Raw genomic sequence first — 16,583 nt, 5'->3', positions numbered from 1 at the left:
TGACGATTACCAACCTGGATTCTGTATTAATGCCTTATTCAAATTCAGATCATGAGCAGGTATTGGAAATAAAACATGTTTTGGAAGTACATTTTTAAAGGCCAATGTTTTAAACATCAGATTACCTGACAATTCAAGGTTCATATCAGTCAGCACCAATTTCATGGTCGCCACAAAAATGCCCCATCTGATAAGATCTGGTTTGCGCAAGCCTTCAAAGCACAATTCCCTTGATCTTTCATCTTGTATAGCCTCTCTGAAACTCGTTTGCGAAGCCGTTTGAAAAGCTGTGAGATTAGCATCATTGATATTGCTCAGCGTTACTGTAGCTACGGCACCGGTTCCGGTTGCACCTTTAATCTCCACTGTTGGTACTGAAGTATACCCAACACCTCTGCTGGTTAACACGATAGTGCTGATCCCCTTTGTACCTGTAGTAGCTGCAGAAATATTGGCCGTTGCTCCGCTCCCTCCACCACCGGATATGGTTATCGTTGGTACCGTATAATTAGTCCCGGCATTGGTAACCGTAATCGATTTAATCACTTTCCCCTGCCCATATCCCCGTTGACGTACCTTATTAACATAATCGATCGCCAATTGTGGTGGTGTACCATTGATTTCATTTTCGGCTTCTGCATACATCAGCAAGACATCTGAAAAGCGTAATAAAGGATAATTGATTGGCGTTTGCTGATTGGCCCTTGGCATCACTACTTCTAATTCCCGGCGATACTTTCCCGGAAACCTTGTCCAGAATACCGAAGCTGGAGAAGTCGTAACAATAGGCGTTTTTACTCCTGCAGCATTGTAACTAAAAGAGGCTATATTCCATTCACGTCTGATATCCTCTGATACGAGCGTCGTAACATTTGGATATTTCTTCCATAATGTACCATTCGCACTGATAAATCCATAAGCATTGCCTATTATGGTGGTATTTGTTGACGGGATACCTAACCAGGCTCCCAATGTACCTATTTCACGGTAAGCCCCGGTTGTATTACCCCAGAATTCAACTTCCCATATACTCTCCTTAATGTCATACTCATCACGTGCAAGCTTGGTAAAAACATCGGCATAGCTCGGATTCAGATCGTGCCCAGCTTCTGCATCATCTATTACTTTCTTCGCCCAGAAACTTGCATCAGCATATTTAGAAACGTCCTTTACCGGCGCTCCGGCCATATACAAACAAACCCTAGCCAGGATACCACGGACTGCCGATTTACTTACCCTTCCTCCATGGCCTATTGTTTTTATTGGAGCAACAAGCGTTTCGGCGATTTTCATATCGGCCAAAATCTGCTCATAAACTACTTTAGGAGGTGATTGAGGAGCGGTGATATCATTAGGATCAAGCACAGGCTCAAGCAACAATGGGATATTGCTAAAATTCTGCACCAGTAAAAAATAAAAATAGGCACGCAGAAAGAGCGCTTCGCCTCTGACCTGTTTTCTTATCTCTTCTGCGACTGCTGTATTTTTATCAACATTGGCCAGCAAAAGATTTGCCCTCCCTACGCCTACGTACAACATTTGCCAAAGATTGGTCACATAGCTATCGCCGGGTGCAAAATCATACACCTGAGGGCCAACCAATAGGGAGTTGTCTTTATATGCGCCTTCATCGGCCTCCATACCTATTCTGCTAGGATAAGCGGTACCATACACAGAGCCATGACCCAGTATATCATACACTCCGTTCAATGATGAATTTAATTGCTCGGGAGTATTATAATGATTCTCGGGAGAAACAAAATCTGAGGGCTTTGTAATCAGAAATTTTTTACATGAACTTATGCTTATTAAAATAAGCACAGACATAAAATAATATATATGTTTCATTGTTTTAAAATTTAGCATTCAGACCAATAACAATTGTTTGTGCTTGAGGATAAGCCGAATAATCAAATCCAGGAGTTAAGATGCTATTGCGAACAGAAACTTCAGGGTCTAAACCTGAGTACTTTGTCCAGGTTAATAGATTTTGCGCTGCAACTGTAAATCTTAAACTACTTAAATAAGCTTTTTTAATGAGGTTTGTTGGCAAACTATAGCCTAAGGACACCGTTTTTAAACGTAAATAAGAACCATCTTCCAACATTCGTGAAGAGAAGCGGCCAATCGGCCCTTGTCCCAATGCCCGATAGTTTTTGTTCGTTTGGTTTTCTGGCGACCAGCGGTCTACATAACTCGCATATTGATTCACATCTGTTCTCACCAAACCATTCCCTTCAAGTACCATTCTATTGGCATTGTAGATCTGATTTCCATAGGACCACTGGAAAAACACGTTCAAATCAAAGCCCTTATATCTAAAATTATTGGTAAACCCACCCGTATGTAAAGGCAATGTATTCCCAATAACGGATAAATCATTTGAGTTCACTACCCCATCTCCATTAATGTCCCTGTATTTGATATCCCCAGGCTGTATAAGCGCTCTATCTGTACCATTTCCGGGTAAATTCTTTTTCAATAAATACGTAGTTGGTGTTGGATTATCGAAATCTGCATACTGATACACCCCGTCAAAAATATATCCGTAAAACATAGCTGTCGGTTGACCTACTTCAGCAACATATAAAGGATCACCATATAAACTCTCAAAATTTATCCCTGTAAAGCGCTTGGTTTCACCATCTGTTAAAGCCAGAACTTTATTGTTGTAAAAGCTAATGTTGAAACTGCTTTGCCAGCTAAACGACTTACCCTGAACATTCGTGGTATTTAAGCTAAGCTCCAACCCATCGTTCCTGATGCTACCAATATTCTTAAAAGCCGTTGCATAGCCGGTACTATAAGGTAAATCAGCATTCAACAACAGGTTTTTAGTTGTTTTCCGATACAGGTCGACAGTCAACTCTAACCGGTTTTTAAATAACCCAATGTCATACCCCATATCAAGTTGATGAGCACTTTCCCACTTGAGATTATTATTACCCAGGCTACCAGGAATTGTACCTAATGAAGGGCTGGCGTTTCCATAAGAATATGCGTTAGCAACAGGCATGACCAAACTTGGCAGATAACCAAAATCACCAACTCTGTTATTCCCGGTAACACCATAACTTACCCTGAATTTAGAAGTGGAAATTACAGGTAATGCTTTCATGAACGGCTCTTTCATCATGTTCCAGGCAAATGCACCAGAAGGGAAATATCCGTATTTATTACCTTCAGCAAATTTAGAAGAACCGTCTGCACGGAATGTCGCAGTAAACAAGTATTTCCATTTGTAGTTATAGTTTAACCGACCAAAAAAGGATGACAAGGTATAAGTCCCACTCGATGCAGGACTATTGTAGGGAATTCCGGAACTGAAACCTCCCATGCCCAGCTCTTCATTTGGAAGGAAGGACACTCCAACCCCATGACTGTTTCTTTTATTAGCCTGAGATGAGAATCCTGCCAAAACCGTTAGTGCATGAATTTTATTAAAGGTATTGGTATAGGTTAGCGTATTTTCATTCGACCAGGTGTTCACATCCATATAAGTAACTGAACCGCTTATTCCCATCCTGTTAGATGAACTTTTAGGAGATCCCTGAGGGGTCTTGGAATTATAAAATATATCGGTTTTATATTGCGAACTCGTGTTACCTCCGGTAACTTTTAAAGTCAGGCGCTTCGTAATGTCATAAGTTAAATAAGCGGTTGCAAGCAAGGTTCTATTTAAGGCTACCCTATAGGTATTTTCGGCCGTAGTAACAGGGTTAAACCGATCTTCATTCGAATTAATATTATCTGGATCCGCATCTTCTTCCAGCAAGTCTAAATTTTCCCTTCCTGAAATCGGGCGATATCCCCACATATTATAAAACAGAAAACTAGTGGTATTTCCACCTGTTGATAATGCTACCGGAACACCTGAAGTAGTTTGGTTACTATAATTTGCAGCAACTCCTCCTCTAATTTTCGGGCTGATGGTTTGATCAATTGAGATTCTGGCCTGGTATCGTTTTGAAGCAGTATTGATCACGACACCTTCCTGATCATAGATAGAACCCGACACTGAATACTTCGTCAGATCATTCCCTCCTCTAACTGCGAGGTCATAAATCTGCATAGGGTTGGTTTTAAGAATTTGCTTTTGCCAGTTTATCCCTTCTACATTCCTGTAGCTTTCCAGTGTTTTCTTTATACCATTCGCATCAAGTCCAAAATAACGATCATTCGTTGTAGCGGGTTTCGCTTCCGAATAATACTTAACAAATTCATATGGACTCATCATTTCCATGAACTTTCTAGGTCGCTGGACCCCGTAAGAGGTATTGAAGGTAACAACGGCTTTACCTACTTTACCTTTTTTAGTTTCAATAATGATCACACCATTTGATCCTCTCGATCCATAAATAGCTGTTGCCGAAGCATCCTTTAGAATATTTATGGATTCGATATCATCGTTGTTTAATGTTGCAGGGCTAAAGTCTTCAATAGGGAAACCGTCAATCACATATAGTGGAGCGGTACTTTGCGTAAGTGAACCAATACCCCTGATTATAATATTTTGTGCTACTCCAGGCTGTCCGTCATTTGATGAAACTTGTACGCCCGCAATCCTGCCAGCCAAAGCTTCAGTGAAAGAACCCACCGGTGCTTTAGTAATGTCGGCTATTTTCACCTGTCCAACCGAGCCCGTAAGGTCTGATTTGGATACAGTACCATAGCCAATCACCACTACCTCATCCAGCGCCCGATCATCGGCTTTCAAAGTTATATTTAATACCTTCTTATCGCCCACACTCACTGATTTCGATTCGTAGCCTACAAATGAGAAAGTCAGGATATCAGCATTAGTTGCTTTTATCACATAAGATCCATCACTCTTTGTAGCAATCACGGTATTTGTCCTTTTTAATTTCACCAATACACCAGGTATGGTTTCTTTAGTTTTTTCATCTGTTACAATCCCTTTAATTTCTCTAAGACCACTCTGTGCAAAGAGCTCCCGGGGAATAAAAACGCAGAAAGTAAACAGCAGGATGCGCAGCAGCATAGCTGCACTGTACCATTTTCTCTTCATATTTTATAAGTTTATTGGTTTATTCAGGATTTGATTAGGAATTTATTTTCTTTTATTCTTTTGAATGTTAAGCATTTCTACAGCAAATCTTTTCCCTAGTTCTCTTGCTGACGGTGTATCCAGATGTGTCCCATCCCCCTTATGTACAAGTCCTTCTGAAGTAGCTAATCCTGTGTTAGACACTTCGGCCGGCAAATCCTTCAATACAGTATTGACATGCTTATAATTTTCTTTGTAATGCCCCAACTCTCCGGCTATAAAAGGCAAATTTGGGTCATTCAAATCTCTTCGGAGATCTGCAATCAATGTTTTTAAATTCTCCATGTAAAGCTTTGCCTTTTCAGCATTGCTGTCACTTTCCCCCTGATGCCATATAATTCCTTTTATCACACCGTATTTCATGGCTATTTTAGCCCGTTTTATCGCATCATCATAAGGATAATCTTTTAAAAATTCTTCACCCGACTTCCAGGCTTTAATCGGCGATCCGCCTACTGCACAAGGTATCAGACCGACCTTAATCTTTTTATTTTTGCCTAACATATTTTTGGCAAAACTTAAACCCGGACCTACACCAACAATTGGAGGTCGATCAAAGTGAAGAGGGTCAACAGCAAACACCCATTCAGCACTTTTATTCAGTGTCAGTATCTGAGCGTTAACGACTTTACTCATCGAATCAACAACTCCTCTTCCTGCCATATTAGATTGGCCAACGAGGAGATATAAATGAAAATCAGGATTAACTTTTTCGGACAGCTCAAACTTCTGTGCACTGGAATCTAAAATCAATAAAGTGAACAGCAGACTAAAAAGCACAGTCTTTAGTCTGCCAGCAACTGTGGCAAATCTCATAAACATCCGCGTTATTTACCGTTTAATTTTTTTTCCAGCCATGCATTCATCTTTTTTCTTTGTTCAGGCATGTATTCATGGCCAGATTCCTTGACGATAAACAACTCTTTTGGTGCAACTATACCATTGTAAGCTGCATAGCTAGATGTTGGCGGGCAAGTTTCATCGTTATAGCCCCAACTATAAAGTCCAGGTATTTTTAACAGGCTTGCAAAATTCACCATATCGTAATATTTAGAAGTTTCAATCTGCTTCTTGTTTACTTTATCTACGTTCTTAAGCCAAGCTGGCCAGCCACCGGTTCTACCAAATAAATAGCCGGTATGATCGCACATTCCCGGAAAATAGGCTACCATATATTTTACTCTGTTGTCCAATGCTGCCGTTGCAATGGTAAGGGCTCCACCCTGACTACCGCCGGCTACAGCAAGGTTTTTCCCGTCATAGCTGGGCAAACTGCAGATGAAATCATTTGCTCTAACACAGCCCATAAAAACGCGTTTAAAATAATAAGTATCACGGTTATTAGCATTTGACAAAGAATAACCTTTAAGAGAACCATTTGCAAGCCGCTGATAAGTAGTGTCGGGCATATTTAATGGGATTCCGTGAATACCTATCTGGAGTACAATAAAGCCTTTGTCGGCCATACCTACATCCGCACTATACCCTCTCACTCCTGCACCAGGCACTCTTAATATAGCCGGATATTTACCAGGTTTTTTAGGCATGCTCAGCATTCCATAAATTCTTGATCCGGTCTGATAGTTTTGAAAGTTAACTGCAAAAACATCTACCGTTGCCGTACTTTTTTCTGGCAATGGATCCATTTTTGCATCCATGGGAATTTTTGCGGCATCAGCCTTGGTCTTATCCCAAAAGTTAACAAAATCCTTTGGCATATCAGTGGTGGGTTTAATATGTTCAGGTTCAAAAGCGGCAGTAGCCAGTCCCCGGTACTTTTTCCCTTCTATTTCAGCGGTAGCTATACAACGTAGAAAGCCGGGCTTGTCAAGGCTTCCGCCGTCAATCAGCTCCAGATCTTTGCTCAATACTGATGATCCTTCTTTAATGGGGCCCATCCTTTCTAATCCGATGGTATAATTAAACTTTACATCTTTTAATATCTTATCTCCCTTTACAGCTGAGACAGAAAAAGTTACTTTCTCTCCGATCTTATAAGCCCAATCGGGATGATCAGCATTCACTTTAATTTTAACGACTTCAGTCTGGGCAAAGCAAACGGTAACAATCCCCAGCTGAAATAATAAGATCAACCCGCAGCGCAATGAAGCAAATGCGTTTTTTTTATTTAAAACTTTCATACCCAGATTATTTTACTTTAACAATGCCCCAGCTCTCCGATCTGATCACCGACTGATTTGATCTGAAAAGTATGCCTCCCGCTTTTGGTCTGGTATACGCTGCCCCACTAAAATTATTACTGTCATTAACAATTTTCCAATCTGCTGATGGCAACGGGTTATCGTTAACATACATATCCTTGATTCCCCACATTCGCTGTGTTGGGCCTACCGTAGAGCTTTTCCCAATATACCTCAAACCTATATAAAGTGATTTGCCGCCGGCAACAAATTTTGAGATATCAGCATCACCTGATTTTTTCCATTCTTTAGTATCAGCAAGTTCAAACTGGTCTGTAATGTCTGTCCAGTTCGCTTTCCTGATACCTTCCATGGTGTAGTCTCCATTAAAATCAGAAGATATAACGATTGCTAAATTGTTCTTTTGCGCCCCAAATATCACCTGGCTAAAAAATGACAGTTTCATTTTATCCGGTGCCACAGCACTTTGAGCAGCAGCAGAAAATATGACTACAGAAGTCATAAAAGCGGTCATAATGGAAAATCCAAAATACCGCTTAATTTGAAGTAGAAATGTGTTCATATGATTTAGTTTATTGGTTAGATTTTAAATATTCCGGTTTCCAAAATTGCATATTACCAGTATCGGCAGCAGCATTACCCATGTGCACCGCAATGGCTGTATCCCTACCAGTAAGCACATTAGAACCTGGCTTTTTACCATTTCTAATGCAATCTGCAAAAGACATAAATGCATAGGCTGTTGGATCAAGGTTCTTACCATCCGGACTATGAAATACTACCGGTACTCCTTGCCCCGGCTTTACTGCTTCGATCGTTGCCCCGGTTACGCCATCCACAATCCCCAACACCTTCTTTACGGGTTCAGGATAGATCATTGCACTATCCCGCTTAATTACCAATGTAGCTTTTGATCCTAAAACCTTTATTTCATAACTGTTGTGTTGATTACTCAATATTGAAGTAACGCTGGATTTAACACCATTTGTATACTCATAAATTGCACGGACATTATCGTTTGTTTCTCTTCCATCCTTCCAAAAATTTATTCCGCCCATAGCTACAACACTCAAGGGATGATCGTTAAGCATCCAGTTTACAATATCTATCTGATGCGCTGCCAGTTCGGCCATCACACCTCCGGAATATTCACGGTACATTCTCCAGTTAACCTGTCGCTCAAGTTTAGGATCAATAATAGGTCTGCGCCAATCTGAATTCCTATTATACTGACTTTCAATATGGGTTACAGTACCCAACCAGTTATCATCAATAATCTGTTTTATTTTATGATACATCGCATAGTAACGATACTGATGCCCAACCTGTAACACAAGATCCTTTCCCTTCATCCTATTCACCAGATCCAGCGCCTCCGGAATGCTATAAGTCATAGTCTTCTCCACATAAACATGCTTTCCTGCATCTAATGCATCAACAACCATTTGATAGTGTAGATTCAGTGGAGTAGCAATATACACGGCATCAATATCTTTATTACGGAGCATTTCCTGATAGTTTTTATAAAACCCAGGGCTACCCATTTTCGAATATTGTTTCATTGGTTTCAAATGCGCATCAACAATATCACAATAGGCAATAAGATCCATTCCCGGAAGGGTTTTAATGATACTGGCAACACCTGCCCCCCTTTGTCCGCAACCAACCAGTCCAATTTTAACTTCCTGATCATATTTACCGAAAGCAATTGAAGGTAATCCGGCAAGTGCGAATCCCGATAATGCTATCGTACCGTTTGATATAAATTTTCTTCTGGAAATGTTAAAGTGTGTCATTTTCGTATATCTATTGAAGTACAACGTGTACGTAACCGAAGATATTTATTATTATTTAAAAAATGAAATATTATACAGTATTTATCTTCACATATAACCCTGTATATCAACAAATAGAATAAACAACCATAAGATTAGTATCGAACTATTTTTTATGCAAAAAAAATGCCTTAACAGATCATTTGTTGTGATCTCTTAAGGCATCTTTTAAATATTTATGGGCTTACTTCTTCGCCGATGAAATTGAAAGGATGTATTTCACCATCTTTTTTGCATCAACTTGAGTAATTTTCGGGTGTGCTGCCATTGGAATCTGTCCCCAGGTACCACTACCTCCTTTAATGATTTTTCCAGACAATAACGACAAATTTGCATCAGTAACCGAATACTTCTTAGCAATATCAGCATAAGATGGTCCAACCAATTTACCGTCTGGTTTATGACAAGCAAAGCAGTCTGATTTTGAAATCAATAATTTACCTGCTTCTACATCATTCTTAGGATCTGCAGTCTGGCTCTTCGCTACTCCGCTAATCAGTAAACCGATAGCTAAGCAGCTAGAAAAAATTAAGGTTCTTTTCATTGTGTGTGTGTTAGGGGTTATGTGTTGCAGCTAAAATTAAAATATTTCTATTTACCAAGCTCATAATTTTTTAAATTATTTTCAATTTTCTGATTACTCTTAACAATTATTACTTTCTCAACCTATTCAAAGTGTAGCAAATCAACTTATTTTCAAGAGATTCACCTTTAACACTCTTAATGTTCTCCAGATTCAATTCGTATACATATCCGGCTTTCAATCCATTTATGGTTAGAGTAATTCGCTTTCCATCTGCCGAACGCTTAATGTCTTTAGCTTCGTCAAGCTCCAAACCAAACTGATCTGAGCCATACTTTTTATGATACTTATAGTAATAATGTCTGATTTTATAATTGGCCGGATTTAAGGCTGTTTTTACATCTACAGGTTGTGTAAAGGTTAACTCAAATCCATTTTTGGTTAGGCTCATCGTATATACATCAACAGGCATTTTACCCGTAAAGACAACTCGTTGAATACCTTCATCTCCCAGCCAGCCATGCGAATTCTGTCCTACATATAAACTTCCATCGGGTGCAAATGCCATTCGGTTATTACCTTTCCGAAGTCCTTTTCCATCCAGAAACGGAATACAGGCACCCTGCAATTCACCATCAACACGCTCAAGCATCACCCTCACAATGCGTTCTTTATTCATCTCTCCTATCAACAACTGTCCAGCATAGGGACCAAACCTGCCATTTGTATTGTCGCAAACCGGTTGTGTAGGTGAATTCGCCATAATTCCATGCGGAAACAATACAGCCGCAGGCGTTCGCATAGCATCTAAAACTTCAGGAGAGAGTTGAAAAGGATTGCCTTTAGCCCAGTCTTTTGTCCATATTAAACTACCTGGATGGCCATAAAAATTTCCTTCCCGGATGTGAAAAAGTGGACTTGTACCTACCCAATCGCCTTGATTATCTGTAGCAAACAGGTTTCCCTGCAGGTCGAAACCAAGGCCATTTGGCGAACGGAACCCTGAAGCATAAGGGTGTAATTTACCATCTGGAGTAAGTTTCATCATCCAACCTCTATAAGGCACAGAAGAAAACATCTGTCTGCGGCCGTCTGCGCCATCCCGACCTGCTGTATCCAATTTCCCACGAACTTCCGACCGCATGCTACCACCTGGAGAAGAGGCATTTAAAGCAATGAAAAGATTACCTTTTTTATCTTTAACCGGGCCATAATTGTATTCATGATAGTTTCCGGAAAGGCCAAAATCATCGGTAACCTTTTCGTAAACATCCGCCACACCATCTCCATCTGTATCTTTAACTCTTGTTAATTCAGGGCGTTGAATAATCAGCAGCTCAGCATTACTGATGACCAGAATTCCCAGAGGATCATGTAAGCCCTCTGCAAAAAGCTTCCATTTTTTTGTTTTGGTGTTATAGGTCATAACTTCGCCACGCGTAAAACAAGCCACCAAACGCCCATCTGGTAAAAATTCTACAGCACCGTTTTCATTGGTTAAACCTTCGGGCATTTTAATCGTTTCCACACGATAGGATTCCTTTTTTAACGGGTCAATGTTAACAGGAATAGCACTGCAGCAAAGCACACTTATAAAAAAACCGGCGATTACAATAAATCTCATAGCGTTCCCCCTCCTTTTGCTGTCATTGTAATTGTAAAATTCTTAGCCTGTGCAGCAGTCAATTTTAATTTACCATCCTTCCATTGTCCCGCTGATGCCTTATAAGTTACTCCATCTTTGCTATCTGTAATGAACCATAGCGCTTTTGTAGCGCCAGGAATTCTGAAATTTCTAACCAAGCCATTCTTGTCTAATCCAGGTTTTATCATTTCATAAACAGCCGTTCCATTTATGGTATAATGAAATTCAGGATACCGCTTAATCAGTCTATACCCCTTATAATCTGCTACAGGCATTTCATTTTCTTCAAAACTAAATGGGAAGTTGGCTTCTCTGAAGAAGATCTTACCGACTACTTTAGCCAAAGCATCTCCCTTACCTTTCCAAAGGTCTGAGTTGTCTAAAAAACCACCCTTCCAGGCAAAGCGAAGACGGCATGTTCCGGCATCCCAGCAATACGATAAATTATTTGGCAAACTTACTGCAATTGCCGCGGGGCTTGCTCCTTCAATAAATACACGATATACATAAGGTGCTATAGGAGTATAAGGATGTAATGGCTTCGGAACGGCAGGCATATGGTGTCCGGCGTGCATATCATCATGCTTTTCGCCATCAGACATGGGCGCTCCCCTCCTGTTTGGAGGAATATTCATGTCCTCCGCCAAATCAGGCATTTTACCTGTTGTATTTACATACATGGCCCCATACATTACAAATCCATGCCCCGGATAGGTACAAACGTAAGGATATACTCCGGATTCAGCTGGAGCAGTAAACGTAAGTACTTTTTGCTGATGAGGTGATATCACAGGTATAGACCAGAGTACTTTGGGCGACTTAGGAATGTAACTTACTGCCGGACCTTTTTCTCCCAAATTTAAGGCTGCAGTAACCATCTCTTCTCTTGCACCAGGCCGTGTAATGACCATGTTATGATCCATATCATCGGTGTTTTCGAAAACAATTTTCAACTTCTGTCCGGGTTTGGCATGAAAACGCACCACATCAAACTGCAAACCGGTTTCCACTTTCATTAAAATAGTGGTAACAGAATCTTTAATACCCTGCCCATTTGCCTTTACAGCAAATAAGGCAGGGAGCAATAACAAGAAAACTTTTTTATTCACACGCATGCTTATCCTTTAATTGAACTCAACCAGGCCTGTGCCATTAATTGCGCCCCGGCCATCGTTGGATGTACACCATCCCAGGTCCAGTATACACCCGGGGCTTGCTTTTGGGCCACGTCATACACCTGCTGGTATGGAATAAAAAAAGCATTGTATTGGTCGGCTATTTCTTTGGCAGCCACTCTGAATTCTTTAAAAGCAGGATCCCATATTTCGTAATTCCCTTTAATGCCGGCAACGCCAAATGGCTCGCCAATAATGAGCCTTACATTCGGATTTTTCTGTTTCGTTCTGTCTAACAAAGCCCTAAGATCATCCCTATAGGTTTTTATAGTTCCGGTATAGCCTTTTGATTTTACGTGCCAATGATCGTTTACGCCAACATGAATACTTAAAACATCAGGTTGTAATTTCATACAATCTTCTTCCCAGCGATCGGCCAGCTGGTACACTTTATCGCCCCCAACTCCTCTGTTATAAATTTTAAGGTTTTTTGACGAATGTTTACTCAACAATTCTGAAGCGGCAAGAAATGCATATCCAGATCCCATTGCCGGTGCACTATTAAACAGCATATCATCCCTTTTCCTCTTGGAATCGGTAATCGAATCACCCTGAAAAAGAATAATGTCATTTGGTTGTAAACTCACCTTAGCCGCCTTTTCGGGTAGCAAGGCAGCCGATACGATTTCTGGGATACTGAGTGTCATCACCCCTGCTAAAGATATCTTTTTGATGAAACTTCGTCTGTCTGACGGAATATTTTGTTCAGTCATTTTGATCTTATTTAATCGTTAAACATTTCACTATAATGGGCAGAAGGTTCAAAAATGCCTCCACTGCGCTCATAATAATCATCATTTAATTCAAACACACCATTTTTTGCCTGCGTCCAGGAGGCCCCGGCTAAAGGATGATGTCCCACCATGTTTTTCCAATTGCGATAGTTCATATCGCCGTTGGTCTCCATAAAGCCCATCCCAATTCCCGGAAAAGGCATTAAGCGAGCGGTAAGGTTTTTATTCCAGTCAATCAGGATAGGATTAACTGTTAAATCGGCACATAAGCACGGAATTTGCTTTTCGGCAGCAAGCTTTGCTATTTTCATAGACAGGCTGAGTGTTTTGGCAATGCCTTTTAACACCATAGCTCCATACCCCTGCTCTATCCGTCGTATAGCACAAGCTTCATCATGTACACTTTCGTCAGCTGCTATACGTACGCCTGCATCCGATACATTTTCATCATTATATTCTGTCAGCGGCTCTTCATAAAACAAGATATGCTCAAAAGCCCCTATTTTCCGCGCATGATCCAGATAACGCAAAAGCAACTCTTTACGTTCGTACCTTGCATTGGCATCCATAGTATATATCAATTTCCCGCTTTCTGTTTGGTTGGTGCTCAGGTTTTTTAGCACCTCATGAATCTGAGTAAGTCTTTCCATGTCCTTTTGCAGCATCTCAATCTGACTACCAGGATGGCCTGTTTTTATCTTGAACACAAAGTATCCAGCTGCAGCTGCATCTTTTAAGTACTGCATTGGCATGCCATATGGCACCTGATACATGATTGCGATCTTATCGTTACGATGAGAAAGACCACTTCTATAAGGTACTGGAATCATCTCATCAAAGTTTTTATGCTTATTTTCTGCTGCATAAAGCAACCAGGCAGCATTATCTGTACTGATCAACGCGTTGTAAACAAAGTTGATATTCAAGTCATCCTTGCCTGTTATTTTTTTTGCCCTGGCCACCAATTCAGGGAATATGGTGTCTAGTAAGTCGACCGGAGTTGTAAATGACGTTTGCCTGATCAGTTCAAGTGCATTTTTTACGACCGTATACATGAGCTCATTGCCTTCTGCTTCTGTTCGACTGGCAAACAAGTCAGCATCACCATACAATACACTTTGCGTAGCGATTCCCGTTTTACTGATACCAGAAGCACTATTTAGCTTTGACGCTATCTGCCAGAGTTCCGTCAGATAACCACCTTTAAAACCAAAAGGCCGGATTAGCTTTTCCCGTTCAAACCGGGAATCAGTATGAATTACTTTAATATTTTTCATGATATATGTTTCAGGATACGTGGTTTTAGCCAAATCAGTTCCTGAAATTGCCGCAATTACACCCGTATTTTTTATAAATTCCCGTCTATCCATGTTTTCACAAACTGATCATCCGTTAACTGAGGATAAGCTGTGCATACCCTATCGATTTCGTCAATCTGCCCATCAGAGAGCTGCTCATTGGGATTTAAACACCAAATTCCTTTTAACAGCCCCTGCCTTCTAAGCACTTCATGGATCCCAGGGATACAGCCATGAAAAGCGTGTGACGGGTCGAATATTGCCGCGTTCATATCGGTAACCTGGACACCCCTTGTCAACAATTCACTTACTCCAATCCGATCGTTCGCTTTACAAGCCTTTACCTCCTCAAATAAGGCGACTGCCGCTTTTGTCCATACCGCCCAATGCCCCAAAAGACCACCAATAAATTCTTTTTCTATAGTCTCGCCATTGATCTCAAAGCGGTAGTTTGTTAACAGATCAGCAACGATGTTATCATCATTCCCCGTATACAATGCAATTTTATCTCTCCGTGTAGAATGACAAATCGCCCGTACTACATCCAGCGTCTGGTAACGGTTAAAGGCGGCAACTTTTATCGCTTCCACATTTTCAATTTCGGCGAACTGTAACCAGAAGTCGTAGCTAAAAATACGTCCGCCAACACTTGGCTGTAGGTAAAAGCCAAATACAGGCATGACCGCAGCAACGGCTTTAACACGGTCCAAAATTTCCGATTCCGTCCAGCCCTGCAGTCCCCCCATACTTAAGAGTCCAATATCGTAGCCATATTTTAGCGCTGTTTTTGCTTCTTCAACAGCCTGCGCTGTTGGGCCACAAATACCGGCGACCTTGATAAAAGGTCTGCTCAGCTTAGCTTTATCCACTTCTTCAGCCGCCAGTTTAAGGACAGTTTCGTAAAGGTTTATTTCTGGATCCCTGATTTCAAATTGCGTGCTATGCACTCCTACTGCTATGCCGCCTGCTCCGGCAGCCATGTAATAACGGGTTAAAAGACGCTGCTGTAGCTCATCCAATGTTCGTTCAGCTGTTAAAGCCAGGGGATGAGCTGGAATGATAGTTCCCTCGTCCAAAAAGCGCTTCAGTTCAGGTTTCAATTCTGCTCTCATTAAAATTGCCCTTTCCTTTCCTGAAAGTGTGTTGGTTTATTGGAAATTTTTCCTCCACCCTGCAGCCAGCTTACCGTCATTTCCATCATCTCCCTTATGGTTACCCTTGGATATCCAAAAAGCTTATGGGCTTCAGAGGCATTGTTCAACAAAGCTGTAGGTTGAACTTCATTTTCAAACAAAGGTTGCTTGCCCATCAACAAGCCAAACTGCTCAGCAAGCCATTTCACAGAAAGCGTTTCCGGTCCGGTTACATTAAGAATTTTAGTTGGTGTGCTGCAATGCAATAAAGATCGGATGGCAATCTCATTGGCATCGCCCTGCCAGATCACATTCACATTACCTGTAGTCAGATCTATTGGTCGGCCTTCATTTACAGATTTAGCGATTTCCAGCAAAACTCCATAACGCAGGTCAATAGCATAATTCAGTCTGTAAATCAAGGTCGGCGTATTGTTCTTTTCCGAAAAATACTGGAAAATACGTTCTCTGCCCAGGCAAGATTGCCCATATTCACCAACGGGTCCCACTGGATGTTCTTCTGAAAAACCACCTGAAGTAACCTGCGTAAAGGGGTACACATTTCCGGTTGAAAAAGCTACAATGCGTGAGTTTTTATAGCGTTCGGCTACACGGCCAGGGAGGTAAGCATTCATCGCCCAGGTGAAGGCTTCTTTCCCCGTTGTTCCAAATTTTGTACCAGCCAAATAGATAATATTCTCTGCATCAGGTAAAGCGGCAAGGTCTGCTTCATTTAAAAGATCGGCTGCTATGGTTTCTATCCCGGCTGCTTCCAGCTCTTCACGGGCTGAGGGATCTGAAAATCGGGAAACCCCAATAATGCGTTTTTTTATCCCCGCCTGATCAATAGCCATTTTGGCTAATTTAGCCATGCTCGGCCCCATCTTCCCACCTACACCAAGGAGCATGATATCACCCTTTATATGATACATATCAGCGATCAGCTTATCCGAAGGTCTTAATAATTCTTGTTCCAGTTGTTCTAATTCAGTCATCGTAAATGTGTTAGA

At 41.1% G+C, this 16,583-nt stretch carries 13 protein-coding genes; all 13 read right to left on the bottom strand.

What is annotated here, in order from left to right:
* Window positions 1–6: 6 nt before the first annotated feature.
* Window positions 7–1,848, bottom strand: a complete 1,842-nt coding sequence (locus tag B9A18_RS21915; protein ID WP_159452722.1) for a RagB/SusD family nutrient uptake outer membrane protein — start codon at window positions 1,846–1,848, stop codon at window positions 7–9.
* Window positions 1,849–1,852: 4 nt separating this feature from the next.
* The gene (locus B9A18_RS21910; protein WP_200816422.1) at window positions 1,853–5,029 is read right to left on the bottom strand and encodes a SusC/RagA family TonB-linked outer membrane protein; all 3,177 of its coding nucleotides are present in this window, start codon (window positions 5,027–5,029) and stop codon (window positions 1,853–1,855) included.
* Between the two features lie 42 nt (window positions 5,030–5,071).
* On the bottom strand, window positions 5,072–5,884 hold the full coding sequence (locus B9A18_RS21905; protein WP_084291693.1) for a sialate O-acetylesterase: 813 nt from the start codon (window positions 5,882–5,884) through the stop codon (window positions 5,072–5,074).
* A gap of 11 nt (window positions 5,885–5,895) precedes the next feature.
* Window positions 5,896–7,209, bottom strand: a complete 1,314-nt coding sequence (locus B9A18_RS21900) for an acetylxylan esterase (protein WP_084291692.1) — start codon at window positions 7,207–7,209, stop codon at window positions 5,896–5,898.
* Window positions 7,210–7,216: 7 nt separating this feature from the next.
* Window positions 7,217–7,792 carry a DUF5017 domain-containing protein gene (locus B9A18_RS21895; RefSeq protein WP_084291691.1) on the bottom strand — a complete coding sequence of 192 codons (576 nt, stop codon included), beginning with the start codon at window positions 7,790–7,792 and terminating at the stop codon, window positions 7,217–7,219.
* A gap of 10 nt (window positions 7,793–7,802) precedes the next feature.
* The gene (locus B9A18_RS21890; RefSeq protein ID WP_084291690.1) at window positions 7,803–9,026 is read right to left on the bottom strand and encodes a Gfo/Idh/MocA family protein; all 1,224 of its coding nucleotides are present in this window, start codon (window positions 9,024–9,026) and stop codon (window positions 7,803–7,805) included.
* A gap of 223 nt (window positions 9,027–9,249) precedes the next feature.
* Window positions 9,250–9,609 (bottom strand): c-type cytochrome, encoded by a 360-nt coding sequence (locus B9A18_RS21885; RefSeq protein WP_084291689.1) that lies wholly within the window; start codon window positions 9,607–9,609, stop codon window positions 9,250–9,252.
* Between the two features lie 109 nt (window positions 9,610–9,718).
* A complete protein-coding gene (locus B9A18_RS21880; protein WP_084291688.1) occupies window positions 9,719–11,212 on the bottom strand; it encodes a PQQ-dependent sugar dehydrogenase in 1,494 nt (497 codons plus the stop codon).
* A complete protein-coding gene (locus tag B9A18_RS21875) occupies window positions 11,209–12,348 on the bottom strand; it encodes a plastocyanin/azurin family copper-binding protein (protein WP_084291687.1) in 1,140 nt (379 codons plus the stop codon). Before B9A18_RS21875 ends, B9A18_RS21880 begins: the two co-directional genes overlap by 4 nt.
* 2 nt (window positions 12,349–12,350) lie before the next feature.
* Window positions 12,351–13,121: an SGNH/GDSL hydrolase family protein gene (locus tag B9A18_RS21870; protein ID WP_084291686.1), complete on the bottom strand. Its 771-nt coding sequence runs from the start codon at window positions 13,119–13,121 to the stop codon at window positions 12,351–12,353.
* Window positions 13,122–13,132: 11 nt separating this feature from the next.
* Window positions 13,133–14,512 (bottom strand): enolase C-terminal domain-like protein, encoded by a 1,380-nt coding sequence (locus B9A18_RS21865; protein WP_084291685.1) that lies wholly within the window; start codon window positions 14,510–14,512, stop codon window positions 13,133–13,135.
* Window positions 14,491–15,552, bottom strand: a complete 1,062-nt coding sequence (locus B9A18_RS21860) for a dihydrodipicolinate synthase family protein (RefSeq protein ID WP_084291684.1) — start codon at window positions 15,550–15,552, stop codon at window positions 14,491–14,493. The genes B9A18_RS21865 and B9A18_RS21860 overlap by 22 nt, the downstream gene beginning before the upstream one ends.
* On the bottom strand, window positions 15,552–16,568 hold the full coding sequence (locus B9A18_RS21855; protein WP_084291683.1) for an NAD-dependent epimerase/dehydratase family protein: 1,017 nt from the start codon (window positions 16,566–16,568) through the stop codon (window positions 15,552–15,554). Before B9A18_RS21855 ends, B9A18_RS21860 begins: the two co-directional genes overlap by 1 nt.
* Between the last annotated feature and the right edge of the window lie 15 nt (window positions 16,569–16,583).

Origin of the sequence: Pedobacter nyackensis (assembly GCF_900176505.1) — a bacterium.
GTDB lineage: Bacteria > Bacteroidota > Bacteroidia > Sphingobacteriales > Sphingobacteriaceae > Pedobacter > Pedobacter nyackensis.
This window is presented reverse-complemented; position numbering and strand designations above follow the sequence as displayed.

Bases quoted from the DNA above. Each gene is read 5' to 3' on its own strand.
- B9A18_RS21915 (WP_159452722.1), bottom strand. From the start codon at position 1,848: ATGAAACATATATATTATTTTATGTCTGTGCTTATTTTAATAAGCATA.
- B9A18_RS21910 (WP_200816422.1), bottom strand. From the start codon at position 5,029: ATGAAGAGAAAATGGTACAGTGCAGCTATGCTGCTGCGCATCCTGCTG.
- B9A18_RS21905 (WP_084291693.1), bottom strand. From the start codon at position 5,884: ATGAGATTTGCCACAGTTGCTGGCAGACTAAAGACTGTGCTTTTTAGT.
- B9A18_RS21900 (WP_084291692.1), bottom strand. From the start codon at position 7,209: ATGAAAGTTTTAAATAAAAAAAACGCATTTGCTTCATTGCGCTGCGGG.
- B9A18_RS21895 (WP_084291691.1), bottom strand. From the start codon at position 7,792: ATGAACACATTTCTACTTCAAATTAAGCGGTATTTTGGATTTTCCATT.
- B9A18_RS21890 (WP_084291690.1), bottom strand. From the start codon at position 9,026: ATGACACACTTTAACATTTCCAGAAGAAAATTTATATCAAACGGTACG.
- B9A18_RS21885 (WP_084291689.1), bottom strand. From the start codon at position 9,609: ATGAAAAGAACCTTAATTTTTTCTAGCTGCTTAGCTATCGGTTTACTG.
- B9A18_RS21880 (WP_084291688.1), bottom strand. From the start codon at position 11,212: ATGAGATTTATTGTAATCGCCGGTTTTTTTATAAGTGTGCTTTGCTGC.
- B9A18_RS21875 (WP_084291687.1), bottom strand. From the start codon at position 12,348: ATGCGTGTGAATAAAAAAGTTTTCTTGTTATTGCTCCCTGCCTTATTT.
- B9A18_RS21870 (WP_084291686.1), bottom strand. From the start codon at position 13,121: ATGACTGAACAAAATATTCCGTCAGACAGACGAAGTTTCATCAAAAAG.
- B9A18_RS21865 (WP_084291685.1), bottom strand. From the start codon at position 14,512: ATGGATAGACGGGAATTTATAAAAAATACGGGTGTAATTGCGGCAATT.
- B9A18_RS21860 (WP_084291684.1), bottom strand. From the start codon at position 15,552: ATGAGAGCAGAATTGAAACCTGAACTGAAGCGCTTTTTGGACGAGGGA.
- B9A18_RS21855 (WP_084291683.1), bottom strand. From the start codon at position 16,568: ATGACTGAATTAGAACAACTGGAACAAGAATTATTAAGACCTTCGGAT.